A 25,491-nucleotide genomic window follows, 5' to 3' on the forward strand; every position below is an offset into this window, starting at 1 on the left:
ACGACATACCTGACGGAGATGGCCGGGTTTCAGGACGAAGCTCACCCGATCGTGGGCGTTAGTACCCTTGGTAGCCGCCGCCCTGGGACATCGCCTTCAGGCCGGGGTGGCCTTCGAAGCCTCCGTAGCGCGAGAAGGTGTAGCGGACGCCGGCGATGATGTTGTCGATCGGATTCCAGATGTCGTCGTGGCCGGGCAGCTTGTGGGCGTTGAAGGTCGAGTCGATGCACTGCATCAGGCCCTTGGAGGGCGTTCCCGCCTGAGCGTTGGAATCCCAGAGGTTGATGGCGTGCGGGTTGCCGCTCGACTCCTTCTCGATGATCTTCCAGATCTCGTCGATGTTCTCGTCGGTGACCGGGATTCCGTTGGCCTGGAGGATTTTGATGGCCTCGCGGATCCATTCCTCGACGTTGCCGGGAGGCGGGCTGCCCGAGGGCGGGCCGCCGCTGGAGCCGAGGCCGCCCATGCCGCCGCCCTCGCCACCGCCTCCTCCACCGCCGCCGCCTCCACCACCGGACGCCCCGCCGCCACCGCCTCCTCCACCACCGCCGTTGTTCGACGGCGCGGGCGGGGGTGAGGTGGTGGAGGACGCCTTGGTGGAGTCGTCGGGCGGGGCGGTCGGGGCCCAGTCGACGGGCTTGCCGGGGGACGGGACGAACGTCTGGGTGTTCGGGTCCTCCAGCGTCGAGAACTTCGGGGTCAGGCCAGACGGGCGGCCCTTGAGCGTGCCGGCCGCGGTGTTGACGGCGGTTTCCGCCTGGGAGATCACGGGGCCGGCGTCGCTCAGGGCCTCGGCGCAGTAGCTGCGGATGACGCTGTCGACGTCCTCCTGCGGCTGGCCGTGGAGCTGCTGGCGGGCCTGCCTGGCGCGGCTCAGGAGGTTCTCGCAGATGCGGCTCATCGACGTCTTGGCGGTCTCCAGCGCGCTCGCGGCCGCCTCCAGGTCGGTCGCGGCGTTGGTGAGCGCTTCGGTCATCGAGGTGCCGCACTTCGTGACGTTGCCCATGTAGGCGACGAAGCCGTCGGCGGACCTGCCTTCCCAGCCTCCGTCGAGCTGCGCCACGGAGCGTTGCAGTACGCCGGTCTGGTCGCCGCACTTGCCGGCCGCCTGCTTCCAGCGGTTCGCGATGTCGCGGACGGCCTGGGGTTGCGCGGTCTCGATCTTGTCCGCGAGCGCGGCCAGTTCCGCACCGCCGGGCAACGCCGCGACTTCGTCCATCGCGCTCACGTCACACCGCCTTCATGGAGTTCTTGTTGGCTTCCTCGACATTCGCGACGTTGGTCTGAATCGCGTCGAGCGCGCCTTCGACCTTGCGCAGCACCTTCTCGGCCGCCTCGAACTCCTGCGCGCCCGCCTGGTCCATTGCGGACACCGCGCCCGAGATCGCACCGGAAGAGCCGAGTTTCCCGAAAATGTCCGGATTGCCGTACTGGCCGGAAAAGCCGTCACCGATCGCGCCGAATTGTCCGGCCTGACTGCTCACGGTCGTTCGGCACTGTTCCATGGCTTCCGTGTTGAACTTGCTCGCAGCCATGCGCGCCTACCCCCTCAACGTCTGCTCGCTGACCTTAGAACGAATTGCGCCGGGCGGTGCGGCGATTCGCTCTTTCGAGACGACGATGCCCGCCCGTCGAGTTCGACGGGCGGGCATCGACGAGGGTTCCGTGATCAGACTTCTTGCAGGAGCTCCCAGATCGACCCGGCGAGCCGGTGGTTGTCGACGGGCGTGATCGTGCACCACTGACGGCCGTCGCTGCTCGGCTTGAGCTGACGCAGGTACCGCCCGTTGTGCGTGTCGTGGAACGAAACGACGCGGGCGGCCCGATGCCCGTTGCGCTGCACGCCGAACTGCCCGCGCGTCGACATGCCGTCGAGCATGCCGGCGAGCTCCTGCGCGTCACCGAGCCGCATCCCTTGCCGTTCCAGCGAGGTGATCATCCGTTGCGCGTCGAGCCCGACGTTCTTGGCAGCGGACACCAGCTCGTCGTAAGGCATGCTGATCGACCGCCCGAACCCGGCGGGCATCTCGCCGGCGACCGACACGGCGGCCTCGGCGAGTGCCGTGCCGCGCGCCTCGATCAACCACATCTCATCGCGGTCCTGCACCGCCAGGATCGCCTCGTCACCGATCGCCGCGGCGAGCCCGCTGATCTGCCGGTCGGCCCAGATCCACAGGTCGATGGCCACCTGGTGGTTGGCCAGCAACGCGAACCCGTCCGCGAGCTCCGGCACGACCCGCCCGTTGTGAGCGAGCCCGCGCGCCTCCAACGACTCCCAGGCCCGCTTCACCACCTCGGACTTCTCGGTGTGGGTGATGGAGGGGATCCGCGTGTCCAGCGCGACGTGCGCGGCCGGGAGGCGTTGCGCCTCCCAGACCACGGCGAACTCCACTGTGGACAGAACCACAGAACCTGGTGAGCTCAAAGGGATCTACTTGTCCTTCGGGTCTTCGCCGATGACGGACTGAACCACCATGCGGTCATCACCGAACATCTCGTCGGAGTCGACGCCGTACTTGCGCACGTGCTCGCCGTCCTCCTCACCCTCGCCCTTGGCAGCACTGGCGGCAGGCGACATGAGCGACCCGGCACCCTTACCGCCGACACCGGCCTTGCCGGCACCGGCAGCACCGGCCCGAGTCCCCTCAGGCCCAACACCACTGGCACCACCGGGCGTCATGGCGCCACCACCGGGCCCCTTGCCCGCAACACCGGTACCGCCGGCGCCACCAGCACCGCCACCCTTGCCGCCACCAGCGCCGATGGTGCTGGGCGCACCCTTCGGACCGGTGGGCGCGATGGCCGTCTTGGGAGCCTGGCTGGGCCCGCGTCCACCACCGACGACCTGGGCACCGCGCGCACCGGCCGTACCGCCGGCGAGAGCGGCCGCACCGGTCGCCGCGGCGGCGAGGCCGATCGGCGGGGTGCCGATCGGCTTGGGCAGGCCGAGGCCGGCCGCGACCGGGGTCTGCGTGCCGCCGCCGGGAAGGACGCCCGTGCTGTTGCCGGGGATGTTCGGGGTGGGCGCGCCGGGAACGCCGGGCGAGCCCGTGAAGCCCGGGGTGCCCGTGAAGCCGGGGCCGCCGGCGATGCCGGGAGTGCCTCCCGCAGGCACGCCGACCTGGGCCCCGACGGACGGGGCGACGGCCGAGCTGGCCACCACGATGTCCGGCGGGGGGTTGGGCGTGCGGAACGAGTCCAGCGCGCCCTGGCTGGTGGAGGTGTACCCGTTCAGGCTGTCGATGGCCTGCTGACGAGCAGCGTTGGTGGCCGCGACCTCCTTGGCGTGGTCGGTCTCGACGCCGAAGAAGCCGCCGACCTTGTCACCGAAGTTCTGCTCGGTGTCGCCGCGCAGCGTCTGGGACTCCGGCGAGTTGTTGCGCGCGGCCGTGGTGCTCTCGCTCTGGCGCGCGATAGCGTCCGAATTGCCCTGAGACGCCTGGCCTGCGTCGCCGATGCCCTCAGCGGAGACCTTGGTGACTTCCTGGCCCTTCTCACCGGCAGCGCCACCCCAGTCGATGCCGAGGACCTTCAGCTGGTTGCGCAGCTCGTTGTCAACGTCCTCCAGGCTGCCGGCGAGGTCGCGGAGGACATCGGAAGCCGACGCGAACTTGCGAGCGAGATCACCGTTGTTGAGCTTCTGAACCTCTTCCGCGAGCTGCTGGTTGGACCAGCCGTCGAAGTTGAAGTCCGTGATTTGATAGTTGCCCGACATGGCTCCCCCTCACTTCAAAGTCTTGAGAGTCTCGACCGCGAGAGTCGCCGCCTTCTTCGCGTTAGCGCACATCTGTTCCTGAGACTCGCCCTTTTGCGTGGTCGGCGAATAGTTCACGTACAAAGCCTGACCATCGGAAACGTCAACGGCGACCGCGCAGTTCACGCCTTCAGTGCCGGTGAGAACGATTTGGGCGGCACCGAACCCCGCGACGTCCAGCAACTTCGACGTGGTGTTCCCGCCTCCGTCCAGCCAGCCCCGGATGTCCCTGTTCGTCAGCCCCACCACCGTGTAGCCGTACTTGGTGCCGTTTTCGTAGAAGCAGCCGGGCTGCTTGCCCAGATCCGAAACCTCGATCTGGTCGGGAACGGCCTCGGCAACCTTGAGGTCGTCCATCTGCGCAGCCGTGATCAGCTTGCACGGATCGATGCCGTTGACCTTCAGGTCGGACGGGCGCTTGGGCACCTCGACCTCGGAAGACGAAGAGTTCGACGTCGGAGACCCGCCGGACGTCGGGCTCGGCGTGCCCCCGACACCGTTGGACGTGCATGCTGCGGTCGCCGCAAGAACGGCCGCCGCAGCGAAGATCTTGAAAATCGCCTTGGTCACTTCATCGGTCCGAACGTCGTGGTGATCTCTTCCTCGGTGAAGCCGTACTGCTTGGCCGATTCCCTGAGCTGGTCCGACAATTTGCTCAAGCTTTCGACGTACTGCCTGATACGGCCCACGTACGAGTCTTCGCCCATCGTGAGGCGACTGTTCCACAGGCCCGCGATGTTCGCGCTGACAAGGCCGGAGTCTTTGCTGTTCACATCGACGTCGAGATGAAGCTCGGCTTTTTTGAGCGCCCTGGCGAGCACTGCGGCTTGATCTTGGATGATCACGCCTGCTTTGAGGACGTTGTCCTTGTTGACGTGGAAGTTCTGGCTGGACGGACCCGACGTCAGCCCGTCCAAGAAGGCCGAGGCCGAGTGGAACGCGCTGACCGCGGCCCCGATCGCGCCCCCGGCCACACCCGCGACGGCACTGAGAGCGGCATCCGCCCCCGCGCTCTCCTGTGTCACGACGTCCTACCCCCGTACGGTTGGTAACGGTTCGGTCCCGCTTCGCAGGCTACCAACGCCTGCGTAAGACGTACCTGTGGTTGGACGAAGACCACCCCTCGTTGGTTCCACGTCACTCTCCGTCCCGTTTCCACTGGCGGGGTGTGGTGATTCCGGTAGCTTCCGCGACTTGGGGGACGAACACGCGGGATCACCTGGGGGAATGAGTGCACGGGCCGTACGGGCAGCAGCCGCACGCGTATCAGCAGCCTTATCCGTTTCAGCCGCCGAAGAAACGGCGCACCGGATTGATCATTGCTGTGGTCTTGGTGGTGCTTCTTCTGGTGGGCGGGGGTGTCACCGCTGCGATCTTGGTCAGTGGTGGGAGCAAGCCCGTTGCCGTGGAGCCCGGGGCGGCTGACACGAGTGTGATCGCGCAGAAGCTCGTGCCTCAGGCGGTGGACTACGGCGGGGTGGCGGTGATCGACGCCTGCACCGTCATGCCCGGCACGTTGATCGAGGAGGTCGGGTTTCGGGACGCCGCGCACGGGTGGCACAGCCAGCGGTACCTGCCGCGGTCCGTGGCTGGCGTCGACGCGACGGTGAAGGGCGAGATCGACGCCATCTCGACGTGCTTGTACGAGTCGATGGCCGAGGGTGGGCTCGAGCGGTTCACGCTCTCGTTGCGCCAGGCGCCGTTCAACCACGTGGGGTCGATCGGGGTTGGGGAAGGCACGAAGATGACGGTCGCCGGGCTCAAGGCCGCTGTTCGGCCCGGGCTCAGCGCGGACAGTTTCGATGCTCGGATGGTCAGTGCGGACGGCCAGGTCGAGGCGGTGCTGGGTGCGTCGCGGATGAGCAACGTCAAGGAGATCACCGACCCCGAGGCGACGTTCGTGCGGTTGCTGGAAGGTGTGGCCGCGAACCTCGCGAAGGGGCCGCAGGGCAGCACGACGCACGTGCACACCGGGCGGTACGAGGGCGTGCCGAACGCCTGCGACGTGCTGAGCGGCGAGCGGTTCCAGGAGATCACGGGTGGCCGGGACTCCGGTGTGGTCGAGGCCGACTACTACGAGAAGGAGACCTTCGACCGCTTCCAGAACGACAAGAACGAGGTGCGGTACTTCTACTCGAACCAGCAGGAGTGCAGGCGCCTGTCGCCGGAGTGGTTCGATCCCGGGAAACGCGGTCAGGGCAAGGCTTTGAAGATCCGCCTCAAGACGTACCGCGACGCCGACATGGCGCTCAAGGACGCGCAGGACTGCAACCCGGACTCGCCGTCGCGCGCCATCACGGGTGACGCGGTGATGAGCGACGAGAAGATCGGTGACTTCGCCGCGTGCGGCTTCAAGGAAGGCGACTCGCCGACCATCTCCTTCCTCGCAGGACGCACGCAGGTGCGGCTGACCGGCTACGGCGACTGGGCGCCGGACGAGACCTCGGCGTACGTCAGGCAGTTCACGCCCGTCGCCCAGACCCTCGCCGACGAGGTGAAGAAGGCGATCGGATAGGGGCACAGGTTGTCGGGTGCCGGGCTCCGAAAGCCCATAGCTTTGGGGACGTGTTGGAGCGACTCAACGAGGCCATGGCGCGCATCGAGGACGACCTCGAAGGTGAGGTCGACGTCCGGGTGCTCGCGCGGATCGCGGGGACCGGTGAGTACCACTTCCGGCGCATGTTCAGTGCGTTGGCCGGGATTCCGATCAGCGAGTACGTGCGGCGGCGGAAGCTCACGAAGGCGGCTAACGACGTCCTGAGTGGACAGATGTCGTTGCTCGATGTCGCCGTCCGGTGGGGGTATGGGTCCAACGAGGCCTTTGCTCGTGCTTTCAAGGCCATGCACGGGGTTGGGCCTCAGGAGGCCCGGCAGGCCAAGAAGGCGTTGCGGTCGCAGCAGATTCTCACGTTCCGGCTGGTTGTCGAGGGGAGTTCGAGCATGGAGTACCGGGTTGTGGAGAAGGACGCGTTCCAGGTCGTCGGGAGGGGGACTCGGGTGCCGTTGGTGCACCTGGGGATGAACCCGGCGATCGTGGAGTTCGTCAAGGGCATCGGAATGCCGACGCTCAACAGGATGAAGGAGCTCAGCGACGGGGAGCCCGGCGGGATGCTGGCGCTCACGTCCAACCAGGAAGGGGTCGAGGAGGGCTCGATGCTCGACTACTTCCAGGGGGTCGTGACGAGTCAGGAGGCGCCCGAGGACATGGAGACGCTCCAGGTCGGAAAGGGGACCTGGGCCGTGTTCACGTCCGAGGGGCCCTATCCCGAGACCATTCAGTACATGTGGCGGGACATCTACACGCAGTGGTTCCCGTCCAACAGTTACGAGAGTGCGGAGGGGCCGCAGATGTTGCGCACGCAGATCGACGGGGATCAGGCGCGGGCCGAGTTGTGGATTCCGGTCACCAGCTGAGGGACAGGCGTTCGATCACGTCTCGCAGTTCCAGGACGGCCAGCCAGGAGTCCGGGATGACGGTCACGCCGTCGCGGGCTCCCAGGATGTTGCCGCAGATCGAACCCGTCGAGTCGCTGTCGCCCGAGTGGTTGACGGCTAGTCGCACGGCGGAGGCGAAGTCGTCGCCCACGAGGGCTGCGTGCAGGCCGATGGCCAGGGCCTCCTCGCCCACCCAGCCGCCGCCCAGCTGGGATTCGATCTCCTCGGGCGACAGCGGGCCGAGGGTCATCACCTTGTCCAGCAACGAGGTCTGTTCCTCGTGGCCGTCCCAGCGGATCAGTTCGGACCGCGCCACCGACACCGCTGAGGGCACGTCCGCGCCGGCCAGCAGGGCTTGGACGATCACCGCCAAAGCCCCTGCCGACAGGTAGCCGCTGGGGTGGTGGTGGGTCATCTTGGCCGTGCCCACGGCCAACTCGAAGACCTCGCGGACGTCGGTGGACCAGACGGCGACGGGGGCGGCGCGCATCACGCCGCCGCAGCCCTTGGAGTTGTTCTTCTCGTCGTGCTTCAACGCCGTGATGCAGGTGTGGCCGGGGGCGCGGCGGGAGTGCAGGCGCCGGTCCGCCATCAGCCAGCCGTCGGAGGCGACGAGTGGGCCGCCCTGCGTGTGCAGCCAGCGCGCGTAGGCGGCCCGCACGGTCAGCAGCGGGTCCACGTCGAACGAACGTGCCAGCAGCAGGCCTTCGAGCGTGAAGAGCACCATCTGGGTGTCGTCGGTGATCTCCAGCGACGGGAGGTCGACCACGCCGGCGGGGCCGTGCTGGCGGCGGATGGTGTCGATCGACGAGAACTCGATCGGCGCTCCCAACCCGTCGCCCACGGCACCGCCGAGCACGCACCCCAGCAGGCTCACGGCAGGGTGATCTTTCCGTCCACTGCCTTCAGCGCGATGTCCGAACGATGGTGCGAGCCGGTGAGGTGGATGTCCGCGACGCGCTTGTAGGCGCGCTCGCGGGCCTTCGCCAGCGACTTGCCGGTGCCCACGACGGACAGCACGCGGCCGCCCGCGGAGACCACGGCGCCGTCCTCGCGGCGGCGGGTGCCCGCGTGCAGGACGCCCTCGGACTCGGCGCCGGTGATCACGTCGCCGGTGCGCGGGCGGTTCGGGTAGCCCTCGGCCGCGACCACGACCGTCACGGCGTAGCCGTTCTCCCACTCCAGAGGCGCGAGATCCCCCAGGGTTCCGTTGGCAGCCGCCAGGAACAAGGAGGAGATCGGCGACTTCAGCAGGGCGAGGACCGACTGGGTCTCCGGGTCGCCGAAGCGGCAGTTGAACTCGATCACCTGCACGCCGGACGACGTCAGCGCCAGACCGGCGTACAGCAGACCGACGAACGGGGTCTCGCGGGCGCGCAGCTCGTCGACCACGGGCTGCACACAACGCGACACGATCTCCGACACGAGGCCCTCGGGCGCCCACGGCAGCGGCGCGTAGGCACCCATGCCGCCGGTGTTCGGGCCCGCGTCGCCGTCGCCCACGCGCTTGAAGTCCTGCGCGGGGATCAGCGGCACCACGGACACGCCGTCGGTGACGCAGAACAGCGAGACCTCGGGACCGTCGAGGAACGACTCCAGCAGCACCGGGTGGCCGCCGTCGAGCAACGTCATCGCGTGCGCACGGGCCGCGGCCAGGTCGGACGTGACGACCACGCCCTTGCCGGCGGCGAGACCGTCGTCCTTCACGACCCACGTCGGCCCGAAGCGCCCGAGAGCGGCGTCCAGGCGGGCCGGGTTGTCCACGACCTCGCTGTGCGCGGTCGGCACGCCCGCCGCGTTCATGACGTCCTTGGCGAACGCCTTGGACCCCTCGATGCAGGCGGCGGCCTTCGACGGACCGAAGCACGGGATGCCGAGCTCGCGGATCGCGTCGGCGGCCCCGGCCACCAGAGGCTGCTCGGGGCCGACGACGACGAGGTCGGCCTTCCACTCCTTCGCGAGGCCGGCGACGGCTCCCGCGTCGGACACGTCCACGCCGTAGATCTCGGCGTGCCCGGCTATGCCTGCGTTGCCCGGCGCGCACGCCAAGGCAGTCAGTTGCGGGTCGCGCGACAACGCGAGGACAAGGGCATGCTCACGGGCTCCAGACCCGATGACCAGGACGCGCACGATGACCCAGCGTAGTTCAGCCCAGCGCCTGCTTCGCCCCAGGGTGCAGCGGGACGGGGTCGGAGGCCGCGGCCTTGTCCCGGACGATGTCCTTCACGGCCGGGTGCACCTTCTCCAGGTCAGCCTTCTTGTCGAAGATCAGCTTCGTTACGGCGCAAGCGTTGTTGGCCGCGAAGTCGTCCCGGACGAGGAGCAGGTTCGGCACCACGATCGTGGGAACTTCAGCCAGTCCGTAGGTCGCCGCGGGGATCGGCGCCGTGTCGTACACCGGGGAGATCTTCTTCATCTCCGGCAGCAACGGCGTGATGTCGATGAACTTCACCCGGTCCTTCATGGACGTGGTGATGTCCGTGATCTGCGGCGTCGGCAGGCCTCCCGACCAAATGAGACCGTCGATGCTGCCGTCCTTCATGCCGTCCGCGGTCTTCGTCAGGTCGAGCCGCTGCGCCTGCACGTCGGAATCGATGTTGAGACCCGCCGTCTTCAGCAGCCGTCCCGCGATCACCTCGGTGCCGGACTTCGGCGACCCGGTCGAGATCCGCTTGCCCTTCATGTCCGCGATCGAGTTAATCCCTGAGTCGGCCCGCACCACGACCTGCGTGTAGTTCGGGTAGATCCGCGACAGCGCCGAGACCTTCTGCTTCTGCCCGTTGAACGCCCCGGTGCCGTTCACGGCGTCCGCGGCGGTGTCGGCAAGTGAGAACGCGATGTCGTAAGTGCCCGACACGAGTTGCTGAATGTTCTGAACGGACGCACCCGTCTCCGCCGCCGACGCCTTCAGCTTCGAGTTGTCGGAGATCAGCTTCGCCAGGCCGCCGCCGACCACGAAGTACACGCCACCGGAGTTGCCGGTCGCGATCGTGATCCGGCCGTCCGACGCCTCGCACGACGCGCCACCGGAGGACGCGTCCGGCGTGGTGGGCGTGCGCTTTCCACCACACCCGGAAACCACGAGCGCCAAAGCGATCGCGCCGATCGCGTACTTACGCAGCATCACGAACCCTCCCACGGGTCACCAGGTGGACCGCCGCGGCCACCACGAGGAACCCGGCCCCGATGGCGATCGTCAACGGCTGCAGGTACAGCAGGAACAAGGCGGCCGGCGCGCACAGCACGCGTTCCGGCCAGCGCGCGGGACCGAACATCCAGCCGCCGGTCAGCACGGCCAGGGCCGCGACCCCCAGCGCGGACGCTCCGAACGCCCACGCGGAGTCGAGCAACGGCCCGCGCAGCAACAGCGCCGAACCGGCGTCGGTCAGCACGAACGCCAGCGGAACGAGGAACGCGGGCAGCGTGTACTTCCACGTCTGCCACATGGTCTTCATCACGTCGCCGCCGGTCAGCGCCGCGGCGGCGACGGCCGCGAGGGCAGTCGGCGGTGTCACTTCGGACAACACCGCGTAGTAGAAGATGAACATCGCCGTCTCGGCCGGCTCGACGCCCAGCGTGATCAACGCCGGCCCGATGACGACCCACGAGATGATGAACGACGCCGTCACCGGCACGGCCAGGCCGAGCACCGACACCGCCACGGCCGCCAGCACCGCCGTCAGCATCAGCACCACGACGGGTTCCGAACTGACCACGGACGCGAGGTCCACCAGCGACCCCGCAAGCGCTTGCCCCAGCCCGGTCTTGGTGATCGTCGACGTCACCACGCCGGCCGCCGCGCACACCGCGATCACCGGGAACGCCGACCGCACGCCCACCGACAGCGCGTCCGCGATCAGCCGCGGCCACTCCCGCCGGTGGTTGATCAACGCGAACAGCGCGGCCACGCCCGTCGCGTACACGACGGCCTTGTAGACGGGGATGTCCAGCGCCAGGAACACGATGATGATCCCGAGCGACAGGAAGTGGTACCAGCCGAGCTTCAGCACGTCCCAGAACCTCGGCACGTCCACGTCGACCGGCTTCGCCCCGAACCGCCGCGCGTCGGCCTCGACCGCCAGCGCGATGCCCAGGTAGTAGAGCAACGTCGGGATGATCGCCCAGACCAGCACCGACAGGTAGGAGACCTCGAGGTACTCGGCGATGATGAACGCCGCCGCGCCCAGGGTCGGCGGTGACAGGATCGCGCCGATGCCGGACGCCGCGAGCAGCCCGCCCGCGTTCTCCTTGGGATATCCGGCCTTCTGCAGCATCGGCCACGTCACGGCGCCCAGCGACACGGTCGTCGCCGTGCCCGAACCGGAGACCGTGCCGAGCAGGAACCCGGCGGTGGCGGCCGTACGACCGGGAGCCGTCCGCGACTTGCGGAACGCCGCGAAGCTGATGTCCACGAAGAACTTCCCGGCGCCCGAGGCGTTCAGCACCGCGCCGTAGATCGTGAACAGCACGATGTAGGTCGCGGCCACGTCCAACGGCGTGCCGTAGAACCCGCTGCCGTCGTTGAAGAAGCCGTTGATGATCTGCGGGAAGTCCACGCCGGAGTGCGAGATCGACCACGACGGCGGCAGGAACCCGCCGTAGTAGGCGTAGGCGATGAACCCCAGGCACACCACCGGAAGCACCCACCCGGTCGTGCGCCGGCAGGCCTCCAGGATCAGCACCAGCAGCACCGATCCGGCCACCACGTCCAGCGTCGTGAGCTGGCCCTGCCGGTTGAGGAACTCGTCATAGCCGCCGAACAGCGGGTACGCGCCCACGACGAACGCCAGCCCGGCCAGCACCCAGTCCCACCAGGGCGGCGTGTGCCCGCGGCCGTACGCGAGGAACACCAGCGGCAGCGTCACCGCCAGGAAGATGATCAGGTAGTACTGGCTTCCCTTGGCGAACGGGAAGAACACCTGCTTGAGCACCAGGAGTGCGATCAGCAGGCCGGCGATCCACAGCGCCCGCTCCCACCGCGGTGAGAGCGATCGCGACGGCATCTCCTCGTCGTGCTCCGCGACGATGCGGGCGAGGTCCGGGTTGGCCACGGATCGACCGTACTGTGGGGCCGATCACAGCCCCAGAGGATCAATCCAAAGGAACTGCAAAGACTGCGGGACCGGCCGGAACACGCAGAATGTGCAGCATGCACGGGCCTGAACTTCTGCTGCTGCTCCTCGGGGCGCTGATCGTCACGGCGATCGCGCGCCGGCTCAACTGGTCGGCACCGCTGGTGCTGGTCGCCGTCGGTCTCGTCGTCTCGTTCATACCGGGCGTGCCGGAGTTCGAGCTCGACCCGCACCTCATCCTGCTGGTGGTGCTGCCGCCGCTGCTCTACAGCGCCGCGCTGGACAGCTCGTACCTCAACATCCGCGCGAACCTGAGGCCGATCGGGCTGCTCGCGGTCGGGCTCGTGCTGTTCACGACGCTGGTCGTCGGTGTCGTGGCCAAGCTGGTGTTCCCGGACATGCCGTTCGCGGCTGCGCTCGTGCTCGGCGCCGTGGTGGCGCCACCGGACGCCGTCGCGGCCGTCGCGATCGGACGCAAGCTCGGCCTGCAACGGCGCGCGATGACGTTGCTGGTCGGCGAGAGCCTGATCAACGACGCCACGGCGCTCACGGCGTTCAAGGTCGCGGTGGCGGCCGCGGTGGGCACGGCCATGCACCCGGTCGCGAGCATCTGGATGTTCCTCTACATCACGGCCGGTGGCATCGCCGTCGGTCTCGTCGTCGGCGTGGTGGTCAGGTACCTGCGCAAACGGCTCTGCGAGGGTGTGCTGGAGAGCGCGCTGGGCCTGCTGGTGCCGTTCGGCGCCTACCTGCTCGCGGAAGAGGGCCTGCACGCGTTCGACATCCAGTTCTCCGGCGTGCTCGCGGTCGTCGTGGCCGGCCTGTACGTCGGCCACCACTCGCCGCGCGGCCGGTACTCGACGCGGTTGCAGGACGCGGCCCTGTGGAAGGCGCTGGACGTGCTGCTGGAGGCGTTCGTCTTCGCGCTCATCGGGCTGCAGGTGTCGACGATCATCGCCGACGTGGACCTGGACACCGGCCTGCTGCTCGGGGCGGGCGCCGTGCTGCTCGCCGCGATCCTCGCGCGGTTCGTCTGGATGTACCCGGCCACGTACGTGCCGTGGTACCTGTCGAAACGCCTGCGCGGCAAGGAACGCGAACCGCACCTCGGCCAGGTGACGGTGATCGCCTGGACCGGCATGCGCGGGGTGGTGACGCTTGCCGCGGCCGCCGCGATCCCGCCGGAGATGCCCGGCAGGAGCATCATCCTGTTCTGCGCGTTCGTGGTCACGGTCGCGACCCTGCTGCTGCAGGGCATGACCCTGCCGTGGCTGATCAACAAGATCGGTTTCGCGGGTGACGACGCACGCCAGGACGCGCTGGCGGAGGCGCAGGTGCAGCACCGGGCGGCGCAGGCGGCGGTGACGCGGCTCGACGAGGAGGTCGACGACGTCCCCGACCACGTGCGCGACCAGCTGCACGCGCTCGCCGAGCACCGGGGCAACGCCGCGTGGGAACGGCTGGGGCGGCAGGACGAGGAGAACCCGGCGGCCGCGTACCGCAGGCTGCGGCGGGTGATGCTGACCGCCGAACGTGACGAGTTCGTCAAGGCCCGCGACGCCGGGGAGATCGACGACGAGGTGCTGTTCCGCGTCATGCGGGAACTGGACCTGGAGGAAGCCGCACTCTCCCGTGAGTAACCGTTCACCTGCATTTCGTGTTGCGATGCTTGGGTGCGCTCTCAACACGAAATGGGAGGTCGAACTATGCGACGCAGAGGTCTAGCCGCCGTGGTCCTCGTGTTCGCGGGTGCGGTGGTGGCGTCCCTGCCCTCCGCCTCGGCACACGACGACAAGGGCCCGATCGTCATCGGGCACCGCGGCGCTTCGGCGTACCGGCCGGAGCACACGCTCGCCGCGTACGAGCTCGCCGCGCGCATGGGCGCCGACTTCATCGAGCCCGACCTGGTGCCCACCAAGGACGGCAAGCTGGTCGCGCGGCACGAGAACGAGATCGGCGGCACCACGAACGTCGCCGACAAGACGCAGTTCGCCGACCGCAGGAAGACCAAGACGATCGACGGCGTCGCGGTCACCGGCTGGTTCACCGAGGACTTCACGCTCGCCGAGCTGAAGACGTTGCGCGCCAAGGAACGCATCCCCGCGATCCGCCCGCGCAACACCCTCTACGACGGCCGGTTCGAGATCCCGACGCTGCAGGAGGTCATCGACCTCTCCAAGCGGCTGTCGCGCGAACTGCACCGCGAGATCGGCATCTACCCGGAGACCAAGCACCCGACGTACTTCCAGTCGATCGGTCTCGCGCTGGAGCCGAAGCTCGTCGACGTGCTGAACCGCAACGGCCTCAACCGAAGCAGCGCCAAGGTGTACGTGCAGTCGTTCGAGGTCGCGAACCTCAAGGAGCTCAACCGCTCGCTGCGGGTGCCGATCGTGCAGCTCGTCAACGGGTCCGGCCAGCCGTACGACTTCACGGTCGCCGGGGACAAGCGCACCTACGCCGACCTGGTCACCCCGGCCGGGCTGCGCGAGGTGCGGTCGTATGCGGACGGCGTCGGCCTCACCAAGGACATCATCATCCCGCGCGACGCCAACGGGTTCCTGAAGGCGCCGACCACCGTCGTGAAGGACGCCCACAAGGTCGGCCTGACGGTGCACTCCTGGACGTTCCGCAACGAGAACTCGTTCCTCCCCGCGGACTTCCGCTCCTCGACCGACCCGGCCGCGTACGGCCGGGCCTTCGAGGAGTACGACCTGTTCTTCAAGCAGGGCATCGACGGCGTGTTCGCGGACAACCCCGACACGGCCGTCGAGGCCAAGGTCAAGCGCTAGCCAGCTGAAGCGTGCGGTCCTTGTCGAGCAACCCGCGTTGCTTCAGCAGGGGCCGCACGCCCTCACCGAACCAGTACGCCTCTTCGAGGTGCGGGTAGCCGGAGAGCACGAACTCCTCGATCCCGACGGAGTGGTACTCCTCGATCAGGTCCGCGACTTCTTCGTGGGACCCGACCAAAGCCGTTCCCGCACCACCGCGCACCAGCCCGACGCCCGCCCACAGGTTCGGGTGGATCTCCAGGCCGCGCACGCCCCGGCTGAGGTCACCGCCGTGCAGCGCCAGCATCCGTTGCTGGCCAACGGACTCCGACGCACCCAGCTGGGCCTGTGCCTGCGCGACCACCGCGGGGTCCAAGGCGTCCAGCAGCTTCGCGGCCGCCGCCCACGCCTCCGCCGACGTGTCGCGGCTGATCGTGTGCAGCCGGATGCCGAACCGGATCGGCCGGTCCGTCAACGCCCGCACCCGCGCGATCTTCTCCGCCACGTCCGCAGGGGGTTCGCCCCAGGTCAGGTAGACGTCCGCACGGGCCGCCGCCACCGGGAGGGCGGCGTCGGAGGAGCCACCGAAGTAGATCGGCGGCACCGGGTCCGGCGCACCCAGCAACGTGGCGTCCTGCACCTGGTAGTGGTCGCCGTGGAACGTGAACGGCTTGCCCGTCCAGATGCCGCGCACGACCTGGAGGAACTCGTCGGTGCGCGCGTACCGCTGGTCCTTGTCGAGCCAGTCGCCGAACCGTTGCTGCTCAACGGAGTCGCCGCCGGTGACGACGTTCAGCAGCAGCCGGCCGCGCGAGATCCGCTGGTAGGTCGAGGCCATCTGCGCGGCCAGCGTCGGCGAGAGCACGCCGGGCCGGAACGCCACCAGGAACTTCAGCGTCTTGGTCTGCGCGATCAACGCGGCCGTGGTCAGCCACGCGTCCTCGCACCACGTGCCGGTCGGCGTGAGCACACCGGTGAACCCGACCTGCTCGGCCGTCCGCGCGATCTGCGCCAGGTAGTCGATGTCCGGCTCCCGGCGGGCGCCGGCAGCGGGCGCGCGGTTGGCGTGGAAGTGCTCCACGACCGTGCGGCCGTCACCTGATGTCGGCAGGAACCAGTGCAGTGTGATGCTCATGCGAGATCTCCCTGGAACCGCGTGTCCACGAACTTCGCGAAGTCGACCTTGCCCGGCAGCGTCTTGTCCTCGGTGAACGCGTCCGCCAGCTCCTGCTCGGACTTGATCACCGTGTCGTCCAGCTTCACCACGGTGTCGCCGTTGCGTTGCACGGCGGCGAGCGCGACCTCGTACTTCAGGCCCGTCTCGGCGGACCACGCCTTCGCCCACTCCTCGCGATGCGTGTCGGCCCACTTCTGCGCCTTGTAGTACCGGATCAGGTACTCCTTCAACGCCGGGTTCTTCCCCTTGTCCTCCAACGCCTTCTTGCCGGCGACCTGGAAGCCGTAGCCGTTGGACTTGCCCTCGCCGGTGACGAGAACTCGGGCCTTGGCCTCCTGCTGCGCCTGCGCGGTGTAGGGGTCCCAGACCGCCCAGGCGTCGACCTTGCCCTGGGTGAACGCGCCGTACGCGTCGGCGGGCTGGAGGAAGTTGAGCGTGACGTCCTTGGTGGTGAGCCCGGCCGAGCGCAACGTCAGCAGCACCTGGCCGTGCGCCGAACTTCCCTTCGCCACAGCGATGTTCTTGCCCCTGAGGTCGGCGACCGACCGCAACGGCGAGTTCTCCGGCACCAGGATCGCGTCGGCCTCCACCTCGCCCTTGGAGACGCCGACCGCGGCGATCTTGGCGTTCGCGGCGGCGGCGAAGATCGGCGGCGTGTTGCCGACCGCGCCGACGTCGATCGCACCGGCGGACGCGGCCTCGAGCAGCGGCGGGCCGGAGGTGAACGTCGACCACTCGATCTTGTACGGGAAGTCGTTGAGCAGACCGGCGGCCGTCAGCACGGACTTGGCGCCGCCCTTCTGGTCGCCGACCTTCAGCACGACGTCGGCGGCCGGGGTGTCCTGGGACTGGGTCGCCGTCGAGCAGCCGGTGGTGAAGAGGATCGCGGCGAGCAGGGTGAGCCAGCTTCTGTTAGGCGGCTTCTTCAACTTCGACTCCCAGATCAGCGAGCACGCGGGCGCGTTGCTCCACGACGGAGGCCCGGCGGCGCGGGCGGGGCAGGTCGACGTGGTGCGTGGCGACGATCCGGCCCTCGTCGAGCACGAGGATCCGGTCGGCCAGCAGCAACGCCTCGTCGACGTCGTGCGTGACGAGCAGGACGGCGGGCCGGTGCCGCGTCCACAGGTCTTCCACGAGGTGGTGCATGGCGAGCCTGGTCAACGCGTCGAGCGCGCCGAACGGTTCGTCCAGCAGCAGCACGTCGGGCTCGCGGACCAGCGCGCGGGCGAGCGAGACCCGTTGCGCCTCACCGCCGGACAACGTCAGCGGCCACGCGTCGGCGTGATCGGTGAGCCGCACCTCTTCCAGCGCCTTCAAGGCGATCGCCCGGCCGTCCGGCTTGTGCAGACCCAGCGAGATGTTGCGCCAGACCTTGCGCCACGGCAGCAACCGCGGCTGCTGGAAGGCGATCGACACGGTGCCGGGAACCTCAGCGGTGCCGTCGACGTCCCGGTCGAGGCCGGCGAGGATGCGCAGCAACGTCGACTTGCCGCAGCCGCTGCGTCCCAGCAGCGCCACGAACTCGCCCGGCCGCACCTCCAGGTCGATGCCGTCCAGCACCGTCCGCGCGCCGAAAGCCTTGTGCAACCCACGAACACTCACCGCGCTCGCCATCGCAGAACCCTCCTCTCCAGCAGCCGCACCAGGGCGTCGGTCGTCAGGCCGAGCAGCGCGTAGACCACGAGGCCGACGACCACGACGTCGGTGCGGAGGAACTCACGGGCGTTGTTGATCAGGAAGCCGAGGCCGGCGTCGGCGTTGATCTGCTCGGCGACGATCAGCGACAGCCAGGCGGTGCCGAACGCGATCCGCAGTCCCACCAGGGTTTGCGGCACGGCGGACGGCAGCACGACGTGCACGACCCGTTCAACCCGGCTGTACCCGAGCACGCGGGCCGCCTCGACCAGGCCCGGATCGGTCTGCCGGATGCCCGCGTGCAGGTTGAGGTAGAGCGGGAACGCGACACCGGCCGCGACCAGCGCGAGCTTGGGCTCCTCACCGATGCCGAACCACAGGATGAACAACGGGATCAGGCCGAGGTGCGGCAACGTCCGCAGCATCTGCACCGGCGGGTCGAGCAATGTCTCGCCCCACCGGGAAAGGCCGGAAGCGAGCCCCAGAACGACACCCGCCAAACCGCCGATGAGAAACCCGAATAGAACGCGCGTGATGGACACCGCGAACGCTTCACCCAATTGGCCGTCGGCGATCAGCTCACCGGCGGATTCGGCGACGGTGAGCGGGGAAGCGAGTTTGTCGGGTGACAGCACACCCGTTGAGCTGGCCAGTTGCCACAGCAGAACCAGCGCCACCGGGCTGATCCACCGCAGTGGCAGCTTGAACTTCCGCGCCTGAACAGGCGGCGCGGATTTCGGCCGCGCGGCCACTCCTGCAATGGACAAGGTCATGGGCGGAAGTACAGGCGAGCCCACGAGACGAGTCAACGACGCCCAAATCGTGAAAATACATCGCAACACGAGATGATCCCCGCACGGACATTTTCCTGCCAACGGCTGAGTGACAAGGCGGGGCCGAGACGATCACCATGCGGGGTATGGCTTCGGAGGGGGACAGACCGAGGGTGCCTTCGGGCACCACTGTGCGGTTCGTGTCGTTGGTGCTGCTGGCGGCCGCGACGACGCTGCTGATCTTCGGCGTGTACGCGGACGTGTGGACGACGCCCAGCCTGCACGACAGCTCCCGGTGCCAGGTGCAGTCGGGGCTGTACCTCACCTCGACGATCGAGGTCGATCCCGACGAGTCCAAATGGGACGGTTACCGGGCCTGCATGGCGGCGTCCCTGGGCGGCCGCGCGGTGTGGCTCGCCGGAGGGCTGGTGGTGTTGTCCGCGGTCGCGCTGCTGATCTACGCGCTGCGCCCGGCGTGGCTGCGCTACCGGCGGAACCTGGTGCCCGTGCCGGACGAACTGGTCGAGCCGCTCGCGGAGCTGGTCGCGGAGGCCGGGCTCGCCAAGGCGCCGACGTTCCTGCTGGACCGCACGAACATGCGCGCTGGTGGCGTCGCGTTCGGCACGCACCGGCGCAAGTACGTCGCCCTCAACGTCGGCATGATGGCGTTGCGCCGCATCGAACCCGAGCAGTTCCGCGCGATCGTGCTGCACGAGCTCGCGCACGTCCGCAACGACGTCACGATCACCTACGCGACGCTCGCGATCTGGCGCGCCTACGTCGTCGCGGTGCTGGTGCCGTACGTGCTCACGCTGTTCCAGCAGGTGTGGCGGGCGTTCCAGCTGCCGAACGGCACCTACTCGTGGACGGTGCTGGCGCAGCTGGCCGCGCTGGTGGTGCTGGTGTTCGCCGCCCGCGTCGCGGTGCTGCGGGCCCGGGAGAAGCACGCCGACGCGCTGGTCGTGCGCTGGACGGGCGACCCCGACCCGTACCGGCTGCTGCCGCACCCGGGACGGCTGCGCCGCTGGCTCGGCCACCACCCGTCACCCGCTCGCCGGCTGTCCGTCATGCGGAACCCGGAGTCGTTGCTGCGGCCGGGTTTCTGGGAGACGCTCGGCAGCGCGGCGGCGGTGCACCTCGCGTGGCGGCACGTGCTGGCGGGACTGCAGGACCTGGCCTGGTACCACGAGGGCAACGGGTCGCACCTGGTGATGCGGATCGTCTGGGCGCTGGCGATCGGCGTGCTCATCGGGCTCGTGGCGTGGCGGGGAGCGGCTTTCGGGCCGCGCCGGGGCACGTTCGCGCTTCCCGGACTCGCCCTCGGCCTCGGCATCCTGCTCGGCGACCGGCTGGACGTGCAGAACGCGGTCCCCATCAGCCTCCACAGCGTCATCGCCGCGCTCGCGCTGGTGGGCACCACCGTGCTCGTGACGGTCTGGGCCGGGTACTGCGCGACGCTCGTGCGCACCCGTTGGCACGCTTGGCTCCTCGCGCTGTCGCTGCCGGTGGCCGCCTACTCGCTGCTGTCCTGGACCGCCGAGATCCGCATCGCCGAGGCGTTGTGGCGCAACAACATCGTGCCGATCATGAACCTGGTCGACGAGCCGGTGGTCAAGGTCGCGGTGGTCCCGTTCGTGCTGAACCTCAACCCGGTGCCGACGGTGGTCGCGCTGGCGCTGCTGTGGCTCGTGCCGCTGGTGCTGCGCGGCGAGTTCCCGAGGGTCGCCGCGCTGGCCGGTGGGATCGGCGGTCTGCTCGCGGCCGCGGTCGTGGTGCTGCTCGGCCCGGTCGGCACGCCTCTCGTGGCCACGGCCTGGCAGCTCGGCGCGGTCGTGGCCGTGGTGGCGGTCGTGGTGCCGGCGGCCCGGCTGGACCGGGTGGGCGCGCTGCTGGCGGCGTGGCTGATCGCGCTGACCGGGACGGCGGCGATCTGGCTGACGCACCTCGACGGGTCCGAAGTGGACAGCGCCCTCGCGGCGCGGCCGCACCACCTCCTGCCGGTCCTGGGGACGATCGCGGCCCTCGCCGCGGGTGGCTGGGGCCTCCAGCGGGGTTACGAGCGCTCACGGCCGTTCTGGGCGGTCGCGATCGCGGTCCTGGGCGTGGCGGTGTCGCTGTGGTGGCCGCGACCGGAGGAGGAGGCCGTGTCGTTGGTGCCGCCGACGCCGACCGAGACGAAGGTCGACACCGACGAGGCCGTGAACACGTGGATCTACGGCGGCGGCTGGGACCGGATGATGGCCGTGGTGAGGGCGCAGGACCAGGTGTTCGTCGGCGTGCGGGCCGCGGACCCGGCGGCGATCGCGGCCGGGTGCGAGGCGCTCGGGCCGGTGCTGCGCGAGCCGTTCCCGCTGCCGCCGGACCCGAAGATCGCCACGTCGTGGACCGAAGGGCTGCGGGCGCTGGAGAACGGCACCCGCTCGTGCCTCGTCGTGTTCCGCGACAGGGGCCCCGACGACGGCACGATGGCGGGTGAGTTCATCAAGGGCCTCGACCAGTTGGAGGCCACGCAGACCGCGCTGGTCGAGGCCCAGAAACGGGCTCTCAGCTGAGCACGTCGTGGCGGACGATCGTCTGGTCGCGGCCGGGGCCGACGCCGATCGCCGAGACGCGCGCGCCGATGATGCTCTCGAGGTACTCGACGTACGCCTTGGCGTTCGCGGGCAGCTCGTCGAACGAACGGCAGTGCGAGATGTCCTCGAACCAGCCGGGCAGCTCCTCGTAGACCGGGACGGCGTGGTGCACGTCGGTCTGCGTCATCGGCATCTCGTCGGTGCGGCGACCGTCCACTTCGTACGCGACGCAGACCGGCACCTTCTCGAGGCCGGAGAGCACGTCGAGCTTGGTGAGGAAGTAGTCGGTGATGCCGTTGACGCGGCTCGCGTACCGGGCGATCACGGCGTCGAACCAGCCGGTGCGGCGGCTGCGGCCGGTCGTGACGCCGAACTCGCCGCCCTGCTTGCGCAGGTACTCGCCCATGTCGTCGTTGAGCTCGGTCGGGAACGGACCGGAGCCGACGCGGGTCGTGTACGCCTTCAGGATGCCGATCACGGTGCTGATGCGGGTCGGGCCGACACCGGAACCGACGGTCGCGCCACCACTCGTGGGGTTCGACGACGTGACGAACGGGTAGGTGCCGTGGTCGACGTCGAGCAGGGTGCCCTGCGAGCCCTCCAGCACGACGATCTCGTCGCGGTCCAGCGCCTGGTTGAGCAGCAGGCGGGTGTCCGCGATGCGGTGGACGAAGTGCTGGCCGTGCTCGAGCACCTGGTCGACGACCTGCTCGGGGTCGAGCGCCTTGCGGTTGTAGACCTTGACCAGCACCTGGTTCTTGAAGTCCAGCGCGGCCTCGACCTTCTGCCGGAGGATCTTCTCGTCCAGCAGGTCCTGCACCCGGACGCCGACGCGGGCGAGCTTGTCCTGGTAGGCGGGGCCGATGCCGCGACCGGTCGTGCCGATCTTCGCCTTGCCCAGGTAGCGCTCGGTCACCTTGTCGATGGCCACGTGGTACGGCATGATCAAGTGCGCGTCCGACGAGATCAGCAGACCGCTGGTGTCGACGCCCTTCTCCTCCAGGCCCGCGAGCTCCGTGAGCAGCACGCCGGGGTCGACCACGACACCGTTGCCGATCACGTTCTTCACGCCGGGCGTGAGGATGCCGGACGGGATGAGGTGCAGGGCGAACTTCTGACCGTCCGGGAGGACGACGGTGTGACCCGCGTTGTTGCCGCCCTGGTAGCGAACGATCCACTGGACACGCTCACCGAGGATGTCGGTGGCCTTGCCCTTGCCCTCATCGCCCCACTGGGCACCGATCAGCACGACGGCCGGCATGTGAAACTCCAAGCACTTGGACTGGTTCGAGCGAATGCCGGTAAGTGAGGGTAGACCAGGAGATGACCGTGCGCGGAATCGTGTTGGCCTGCGGAAACACGCAGTCGCCAATGATCGCTCAACGTGACGACGTGGTGGCCGTCCCAGCCCGCCCCGGCAAGGACCACGTTGATCAACATCTGGACGCCTCACGACTCGTCGTGGTGGGCACCGACGCGGACCTCGCCGCGGTCGCGTTGCGGTTGCTGCGCAAGGAGAAGCTCGGCTCGGTGGCACTCGGGTACGTACCCGTCGCCGATTCGTCCGTTGCCGCGCTTTGGGGGCTTTCGACCGACCAGGGACGGGCGCTGGACGTCGCCCTGAACGGTGACGTGGATCCCGTTCCGCTCGTCCGCGACGACGTCGGCGGAGTGTTGATGGGTCTCGGCGTGTTGTCGCCGGTGCGTGGCGTTGGTTACAGCGACGCGGACAACGTACTGCGCGGGCAGGCGTCCCGGGTGGAGTGCACGCCCGACCCCGACGGCGGCCTCGGGCTGCAGATCCGGATCGTCAACAAGCGGCTGATCGGGTCGAAGGTCCGGGTGAGCCGGCCCCGCGCGTTCCAGCTCGGCTGCCTGCCCACGACGGTGACCCTGGACGGCGTGAAGCACCCGCGGCCGATGGACAAGTGGACCTGGTACCGGCACACCGAGGACTTGAGGCTCGTGCGAGGGCTCTAGTAGTCCGCCTTTCATTCACTTGAGGGTCACTCGAAGGCATTGCGCAATTTCAGAATGTGACTGAGGGTAGGTCCCGATCACTTTCCAACAAGGAAGGTCGGGACGATGTCAAAAGTTAACCGAATCATTGGAGTTTCAGTTGCCGCAGTGGCACTGACCTTTGGTTTTGTTACCCCTGCACTGGCGACACCACCGAACATCCCCAGCACCGCCACGGCCAAGTCGGAATTAGCCGGACTCACCGTTCGGGCGGACGGCTCGATGACGGGCTATTCGCGTGACAAGTTCCCGCACTGGATCACCCAGTCGGGTACTTGCAACACCCGTGAGGCCGTTCTGAAGCGCGACGGCACGAACGTCGTAACGGACTCCGCGTGCGCCGCCACCTCGGGCCGCTGGTTCTCGCCGTACGACGGCGCGACCTGGTCGGCGGCCTCCGACGTGGACATCGACCACATCGTGCCCCTGGCCGCCGCCTGGCGGTCGGGAGCGGCCTCCTGGACCACCGCGCAGCGCCAGTCGTTCGCGAACGACATGTCAGGCCCGCAGCTGATCGCGGTCACCGACAACGTCAACCAGGCGAAGGGCGACCAGACGCCCGCGACGTGGAAGCCTCCGCTGACGTCCTACTGGTGCACCTACGCCAAGATGTGGGTACACACCAAGTACCGCTGGAGCCTCAGCGTGAACTCGGCGGAGAAGACCGAACTGACGGGCATGCTCGGAAGGTGCTGATGGCGTCCCTCTCCACGCTCTTCGTGGCAGGCCCCGGTGGCGTGATGACCGACGAGGTCGGCGTCGTCACCGGAGACCTCGAACTGTGCACGGAACTCTCCGAGGACGGAAAGCTCCGCGCGCTGGTCCGCTACGAGGGCGCGGAGGAGTGGTACGCGATCACGGGCGGTTCGTGCGTCCTGAACGACCCTCGTGATCACGAGCAGGTGCACTCTCTTCTGCACGGGCTCCTGCATCGGCCGGAGGGCTGAGCGGCGGCAACGCCTCCATCGCCTCGCTCCGGCTCAACCCGGTCGCCTGCAACAGGTCCACGGCGACGCTGCGGATCTGGGCCAGCACGACCTTGGACGAGAACCCGTCCCCGCCGAGGCGCCGCGCGGTGAGATTCCGCGCGGCGTCCCGCACGGCCTCCCTCGTCTGCTTCGGCTCTTTGCCCTTCTCCAGCTCTCCCTTGAGGCACTCCACGGCCTTCGCGTACTCCACCAGCACCTCGGGCACGCCGTCCGGGATCTTCTCGTCGGCCTTGAGCGCGGCCATCGTCCTGCGCGCCAGCACCCTGGTGTTGCGGATCGCGTAGTCCACCGGCCCGGCCGCCGTCTGGTACCGCTTGAGCTCGTCCTTCGACCGCCACCGGATGGGCGCGATCTTCGCGATCTCGCTGCCGGTCTGCAGCGCGGACTTGTAGTCGTCGATGGTGGTCTGGCTGGTCCGCAGCTCGGCCAGCACACCCGCGGCCTTGACCGCGTCCTTCTCCTCCAGCGCCGCGGCGATGTTCTTGAGCGCCCCGCTGAGCGTCGCGGTCAGCGTCTTGAGCTGCCGCTGCGCCACCGTCACCGGGTTCGCCGGGATCAACGCGGCCACCGCGAGCCCCACCAGCCCGCCGGTCAGCGCGTCGATCATGCGGTCGAACCCGCCACCGGCGCTGGGCGGCAGGAGCGTAGCCACCAGCACCGCGCTGCTGCCAGCCTGGAGCGCGATCACCGACCCGCCGTCCAGCAACACGGCCGCGGACATCGCGAGCGCCACCACCAACGCGATCTGCCAAGGTCCGCTACCGATCCAGCTGATCAGCGCGTCCCCCACCCCGACGCCGACCGAGACGCCGACGACCAACTCGCCGACGCGGCGAAGCCGTTGCCCGAGCGAGACACCGAGGCAGACGACCGCGGCGATCGGGGCGAAGAACGGGTGCGGGTGGCCGATGACCATCGTCGCCACGAGCCAGGCGATCCCGGCCGACAGTCCGCACTGGACGATCGGCAACGCGGCCGCGCGCCACCGGCCGAACCCCCGGCCGACCGCTTCTCTGACCGCGCCCACGACGTCACCCCTGCGTTCGCTCGACTGTGCCGCCGCCAAGTCTTGAGGCAACGGCGACCGGTCACAACCTGCGGAGCCGCCGGGGAAGCGGGAGGAAGCAACATCACAGGCGGGAACGCGCCATTCAGGACGATCACGGCATTTCGACCGCTGGGAGGTCGGGTGCCCGTGAGGGGATACGAGAGGAGAGTTGCCTGAGCGCGTGGCACGGGTCGGCCTGATCACCGCGAAGCCGAAGGCGAGCCGACCCGACGGCGAAGCCGAGGCTC

24 protein-coding genes are annotated in these 25,491 nt (G+C 68.7%); 8 read left to right on the forward strand and 16 right to left on the reverse strand.

Features of this window, described 5'->3' with window-relative positions; all coding sequences use genetic code 11:
- Nucleotides 1-58: 58 nt before the first annotated feature.
- From ACFWNN_RS33230 to ACFWNN_RS33255, 6 genes are all read right to left on the reverse strand, one after another.
- Nucleotides 59-1,219 (reverse strand): transglycosylase SLT domain-containing protein, encoded by a 1,161-nt coding sequence (locus ACFWNN_RS33230; RefSeq protein ID WP_382443892.1) that lies wholly within the window; start codon nucleotides 1,217-1,219, stop codon nucleotides 59-61.
- A gap of 10 nt (nucleotides 1,220-1,229) precedes the next feature.
- Nucleotides 1,230-1,535, reverse strand: coding sequence for a hypothetical protein (locus ACFWNN_RS33235; protein WP_382443893.1), 306 nt, complete (start codon nucleotides 1,533-1,535; stop codon nucleotides 1,230-1,232).
- Nucleotides 1,536-1,669: 134 nt separating this feature from the next.
- Nucleotides 1,670-2,407, reverse strand: coding sequence for an ESX secretion-associated protein EspG (locus ACFWNN_RS33240; RefSeq protein ID WP_382443894.1), 738 nt, complete (start codon nucleotides 2,405-2,407; stop codon nucleotides 1,670-1,672).
- A 24-nt stretch (nucleotides 2,408-2,431) separates the two neighbouring features.
- Entirely contained in the window at nucleotides 2,432-3,715 is a 1,284-nt protein-coding gene (locus tag ACFWNN_RS33245) for a hypothetical protein (RefSeq protein WP_382443895.1), read from the reverse strand.
- A 9-nt stretch (nucleotides 3,716-3,724) separates the two neighbouring features.
- Nucleotides 3,725-4,324 carry a DUF3558 domain-containing protein gene (locus ACFWNN_RS33250; protein ID WP_382443896.1) on the reverse strand — a complete coding sequence of 200 codons (600 nt, stop codon included), beginning with the start codon at nucleotides 4,322-4,324 and terminating at the stop codon, nucleotides 3,725-3,727.
- Complete coding sequence (locus ACFWNN_RS33255; RefSeq protein ID WP_382443897.1) at nucleotides 4,321-4,779, reverse strand: hypothetical protein; 459 nt, start codon at nucleotides 4,777-4,779, stop codon at nucleotides 4,321-4,323. The genes ACFWNN_RS33250 and ACFWNN_RS33255 overlap by 4 nt, the downstream gene beginning before the upstream one ends.
- A 407-nt stretch (nucleotides 4,780-5,186) precedes the next feature.
- On the opposite strand from ACFWNN_RS33255, the gene ACFWNN_RS33260 reads away from it, so the two are divergent.
- Together ACFWNN_RS33260 and ACFWNN_RS33265 are read left to right on the forward strand one after the other, a co-directional pair.
- On the forward strand, nucleotides 5,187-6,269 hold the full coding sequence (locus ACFWNN_RS33260; RefSeq protein ID WP_382443898.1) for a hypothetical protein: 1,083 nt from the start codon (nucleotides 5,187-5,189) through the stop codon (nucleotides 6,267-6,269).
- A gap of 50 nt (nucleotides 6,270-6,319) precedes the next feature.
- Nucleotides 6,320-7,168 carry a GyrI-like domain-containing protein gene (locus tag ACFWNN_RS33265; protein ID WP_382443899.1) on the forward strand — a complete coding sequence of 283 codons (849 nt, stop codon included), beginning with the start codon at nucleotides 6,320-6,322 and terminating at the stop codon, nucleotides 7,166-7,168.
- Here ACFWNN_RS33265 and ACFWNN_RS33270 read toward each other — a convergent pair.
- From ACFWNN_RS33270 to ACFWNN_RS33285, 4 genes are read right to left on the reverse strand one after another with little or no spacing between them, the layout of a single operon-like run.
- Nucleotides 7,158-8,066 (reverse strand): ADP-ribosylglycohydrolase family protein, encoded by a 909-nt coding sequence (locus tag ACFWNN_RS33270; protein WP_382443900.1) that lies wholly within the window; start codon nucleotides 8,064-8,066, stop codon nucleotides 7,158-7,160. The two genes, ACFWNN_RS33265 and ACFWNN_RS33270, sit on opposite strands and share 11 nt — an antisense overlap.
- A complete protein-coding gene (gene purD / locus ACFWNN_RS33275; RefSeq protein ID WP_382443901.1) occupies nucleotides 8,063-9,319 on the reverse strand; it encodes a phosphoribosylamine--glycine ligase in 1,257 nt (418 codons plus the stop codon). Before purD ends, ACFWNN_RS33270 begins: the two co-directional genes overlap by 4 nt.
- A 16-nt stretch (nucleotides 9,320-9,335) precedes the next feature.
- On the reverse strand, nucleotides 9,336-10,313 hold the full coding sequence (locus tag ACFWNN_RS33280) for a TAXI family TRAP transporter solute-binding subunit (protein WP_382443959.1): 978 nt from the start codon (nucleotides 10,311-10,313) through the stop codon (nucleotides 9,336-9,338).
- Nucleotides 10,303-12,192: a TRAP transporter permease gene (locus ACFWNN_RS33285; protein ID WP_382443960.1), complete on the reverse strand. Its 1,890-nt coding sequence runs from the start codon at nucleotides 12,190-12,192 to the stop codon at nucleotides 10,303-10,305. The genes ACFWNN_RS33280 and ACFWNN_RS33285 overlap by 11 nt, the downstream gene beginning before the upstream one ends.
- A 146-nt stretch (nucleotides 12,193-12,338) precedes the next feature.
- Between ACFWNN_RS33285 and ACFWNN_RS33290 the strand changes: the two genes are divergently transcribed.
- Together ACFWNN_RS33290 and ACFWNN_RS33295 are read left to right on the forward strand one after the other, a co-directional pair.
- Nucleotides 12,339-13,901: a Na+/H+ antiporter gene (locus ACFWNN_RS33290; protein ID WP_382443902.1), complete on the forward strand. Its 1,563-nt coding sequence runs from the start codon at nucleotides 12,339-12,341 to the stop codon at nucleotides 13,899-13,901.
- Nucleotides 13,902-13,967: 66 nt separating this feature from the next.
- Nucleotides 13,968-15,050, forward strand: coding sequence for a glycerophosphodiester phosphodiesterase (locus tag ACFWNN_RS33295; protein ID WP_382443903.1), 1,083 nt, complete (start codon nucleotides 13,968-13,970; stop codon nucleotides 15,048-15,050).
- Here ACFWNN_RS33295 and ACFWNN_RS33300 read toward each other — a convergent pair.
- Genes ACFWNN_RS33300 through ACFWNN_RS33315 form a run of 4 tightly spaced genes read right to left on the reverse strand, consistent with a single transcriptional unit; the run spans nucleotide 15,040 to nucleotide 18,614 of the window.
- A complete protein-coding gene (locus tag ACFWNN_RS33300) occupies nucleotides 15,040-16,164 on the reverse strand; it encodes an LLM class flavin-dependent oxidoreductase (RefSeq protein WP_382443904.1) in 1,125 nt (374 codons plus the stop codon). The genes ACFWNN_RS33295 and ACFWNN_RS33300 overlap by 11 nt on opposite strands.
- A complete protein-coding gene (locus ACFWNN_RS33305) occupies nucleotides 16,161-17,135 on the reverse strand; it encodes an ABC transporter substrate-binding protein (RefSeq protein ID WP_382443905.1) in 975 nt (324 codons plus the stop codon). The genes ACFWNN_RS33300 and ACFWNN_RS33305 overlap by 4 nt, the downstream gene beginning before the upstream one ends.
- On the reverse strand, nucleotides 17,119-17,820 hold the full coding sequence (locus ACFWNN_RS33310; RefSeq protein WP_382443906.1) for an ABC transporter ATP-binding protein: 702 nt from the start codon (nucleotides 17,818-17,820) through the stop codon (nucleotides 17,119-17,121). The genes ACFWNN_RS33305 and ACFWNN_RS33310 overlap by 17 nt, the downstream gene beginning before the upstream one ends.
- A complete protein-coding gene (locus tag ACFWNN_RS33315) occupies nucleotides 17,805-18,614 on the reverse strand; it encodes an ABC transporter permease (RefSeq protein ID WP_382443907.1) in 810 nt (269 codons plus the stop codon). The genes ACFWNN_RS33310 and ACFWNN_RS33315 overlap by 16 nt, the downstream gene beginning before the upstream one ends.
- Nucleotides 18,615-18,760: 146 nt before the next feature.
- Here ACFWNN_RS33315 and ACFWNN_RS33320 point away from each other — a divergent pair, with 146 nt between their 5' ends.
- Nucleotides 18,761-21,166 (forward strand): M48 family metalloprotease, encoded by a 2,406-nt coding sequence (locus tag ACFWNN_RS33320; RefSeq protein WP_382443908.1) that lies wholly within the window; start codon nucleotides 18,761-18,763, stop codon nucleotides 21,164-21,166.
- On the opposite strand, the gene ACFWNN_RS33325 is transcribed toward ACFWNN_RS33320, so the two are convergent.
- Nucleotides 21,159-22,448 carry an adenylosuccinate synthase gene (locus ACFWNN_RS33325; RefSeq protein ID WP_382443909.1) on the reverse strand — a complete coding sequence of 430 codons (1,290 nt, stop codon included), beginning with the start codon at nucleotides 22,446-22,448 and terminating at the stop codon, nucleotides 21,159-21,161. The genes ACFWNN_RS33320 and ACFWNN_RS33325 overlap by 8 nt on opposite strands.
- A 110-nt stretch (nucleotides 22,449-22,558) precedes the next feature.
- Between ACFWNN_RS33325 and ACFWNN_RS33330 the strand changes: the two genes are divergently transcribed.
- The 3 genes from ACFWNN_RS33330 (at nucleotide 22,559) to ACFWNN_RS33340 (ending at nucleotide 24,153) form a co-directional block, all read left to right on the forward strand.
- Entirely contained in the window at nucleotides 22,559-23,167 is a 609-nt protein-coding gene (locus tag ACFWNN_RS33330) for a hypothetical protein (protein ID WP_382443910.1), read from the forward strand.
- A 105-nt stretch (nucleotides 23,168-23,272) separates the two neighbouring features.
- The gene (locus tag ACFWNN_RS33335; RefSeq protein ID WP_382443911.1) at nucleotides 23,273-23,902 is read left to right on the forward strand and encodes an HNH endonuclease family protein; all 630 of its coding nucleotides are present in this window, start codon (nucleotides 23,273-23,275) and stop codon (nucleotides 23,900-23,902) included.
- Entirely contained in the window at nucleotides 23,902-24,153 is a 252-nt protein-coding gene (locus ACFWNN_RS33340) for a hypothetical protein (protein ID WP_382443961.1), read from the forward strand. The genes ACFWNN_RS33335 and ACFWNN_RS33340 overlap by 1 nt, the downstream gene beginning before the upstream one ends.
- Here ACFWNN_RS33340 and ACFWNN_RS33345 read toward each other — a convergent pair.
- Complete coding sequence (locus tag ACFWNN_RS33345) at nucleotides 24,062-25,222, reverse strand: aromatic acid exporter family protein (RefSeq protein ID WP_382443912.1); 1,161 nt, start codon at nucleotides 25,220-25,222, stop codon at nucleotides 24,062-24,064. The two genes, ACFWNN_RS33340 and ACFWNN_RS33345, sit on opposite strands and share 92 nt — an antisense overlap.
- Between the last annotated feature and the right edge of the window lie 269 nt (nucleotides 25,223-25,491).

The organism is Lentzea sp. NPDC058450 (assembly GCF_042721395.1).
Classification (GTDB): domain Bacteria; phylum Actinomycetota; class Actinomycetes; order Mycobacteriales; family Pseudonocardiaceae; genus Lentzea.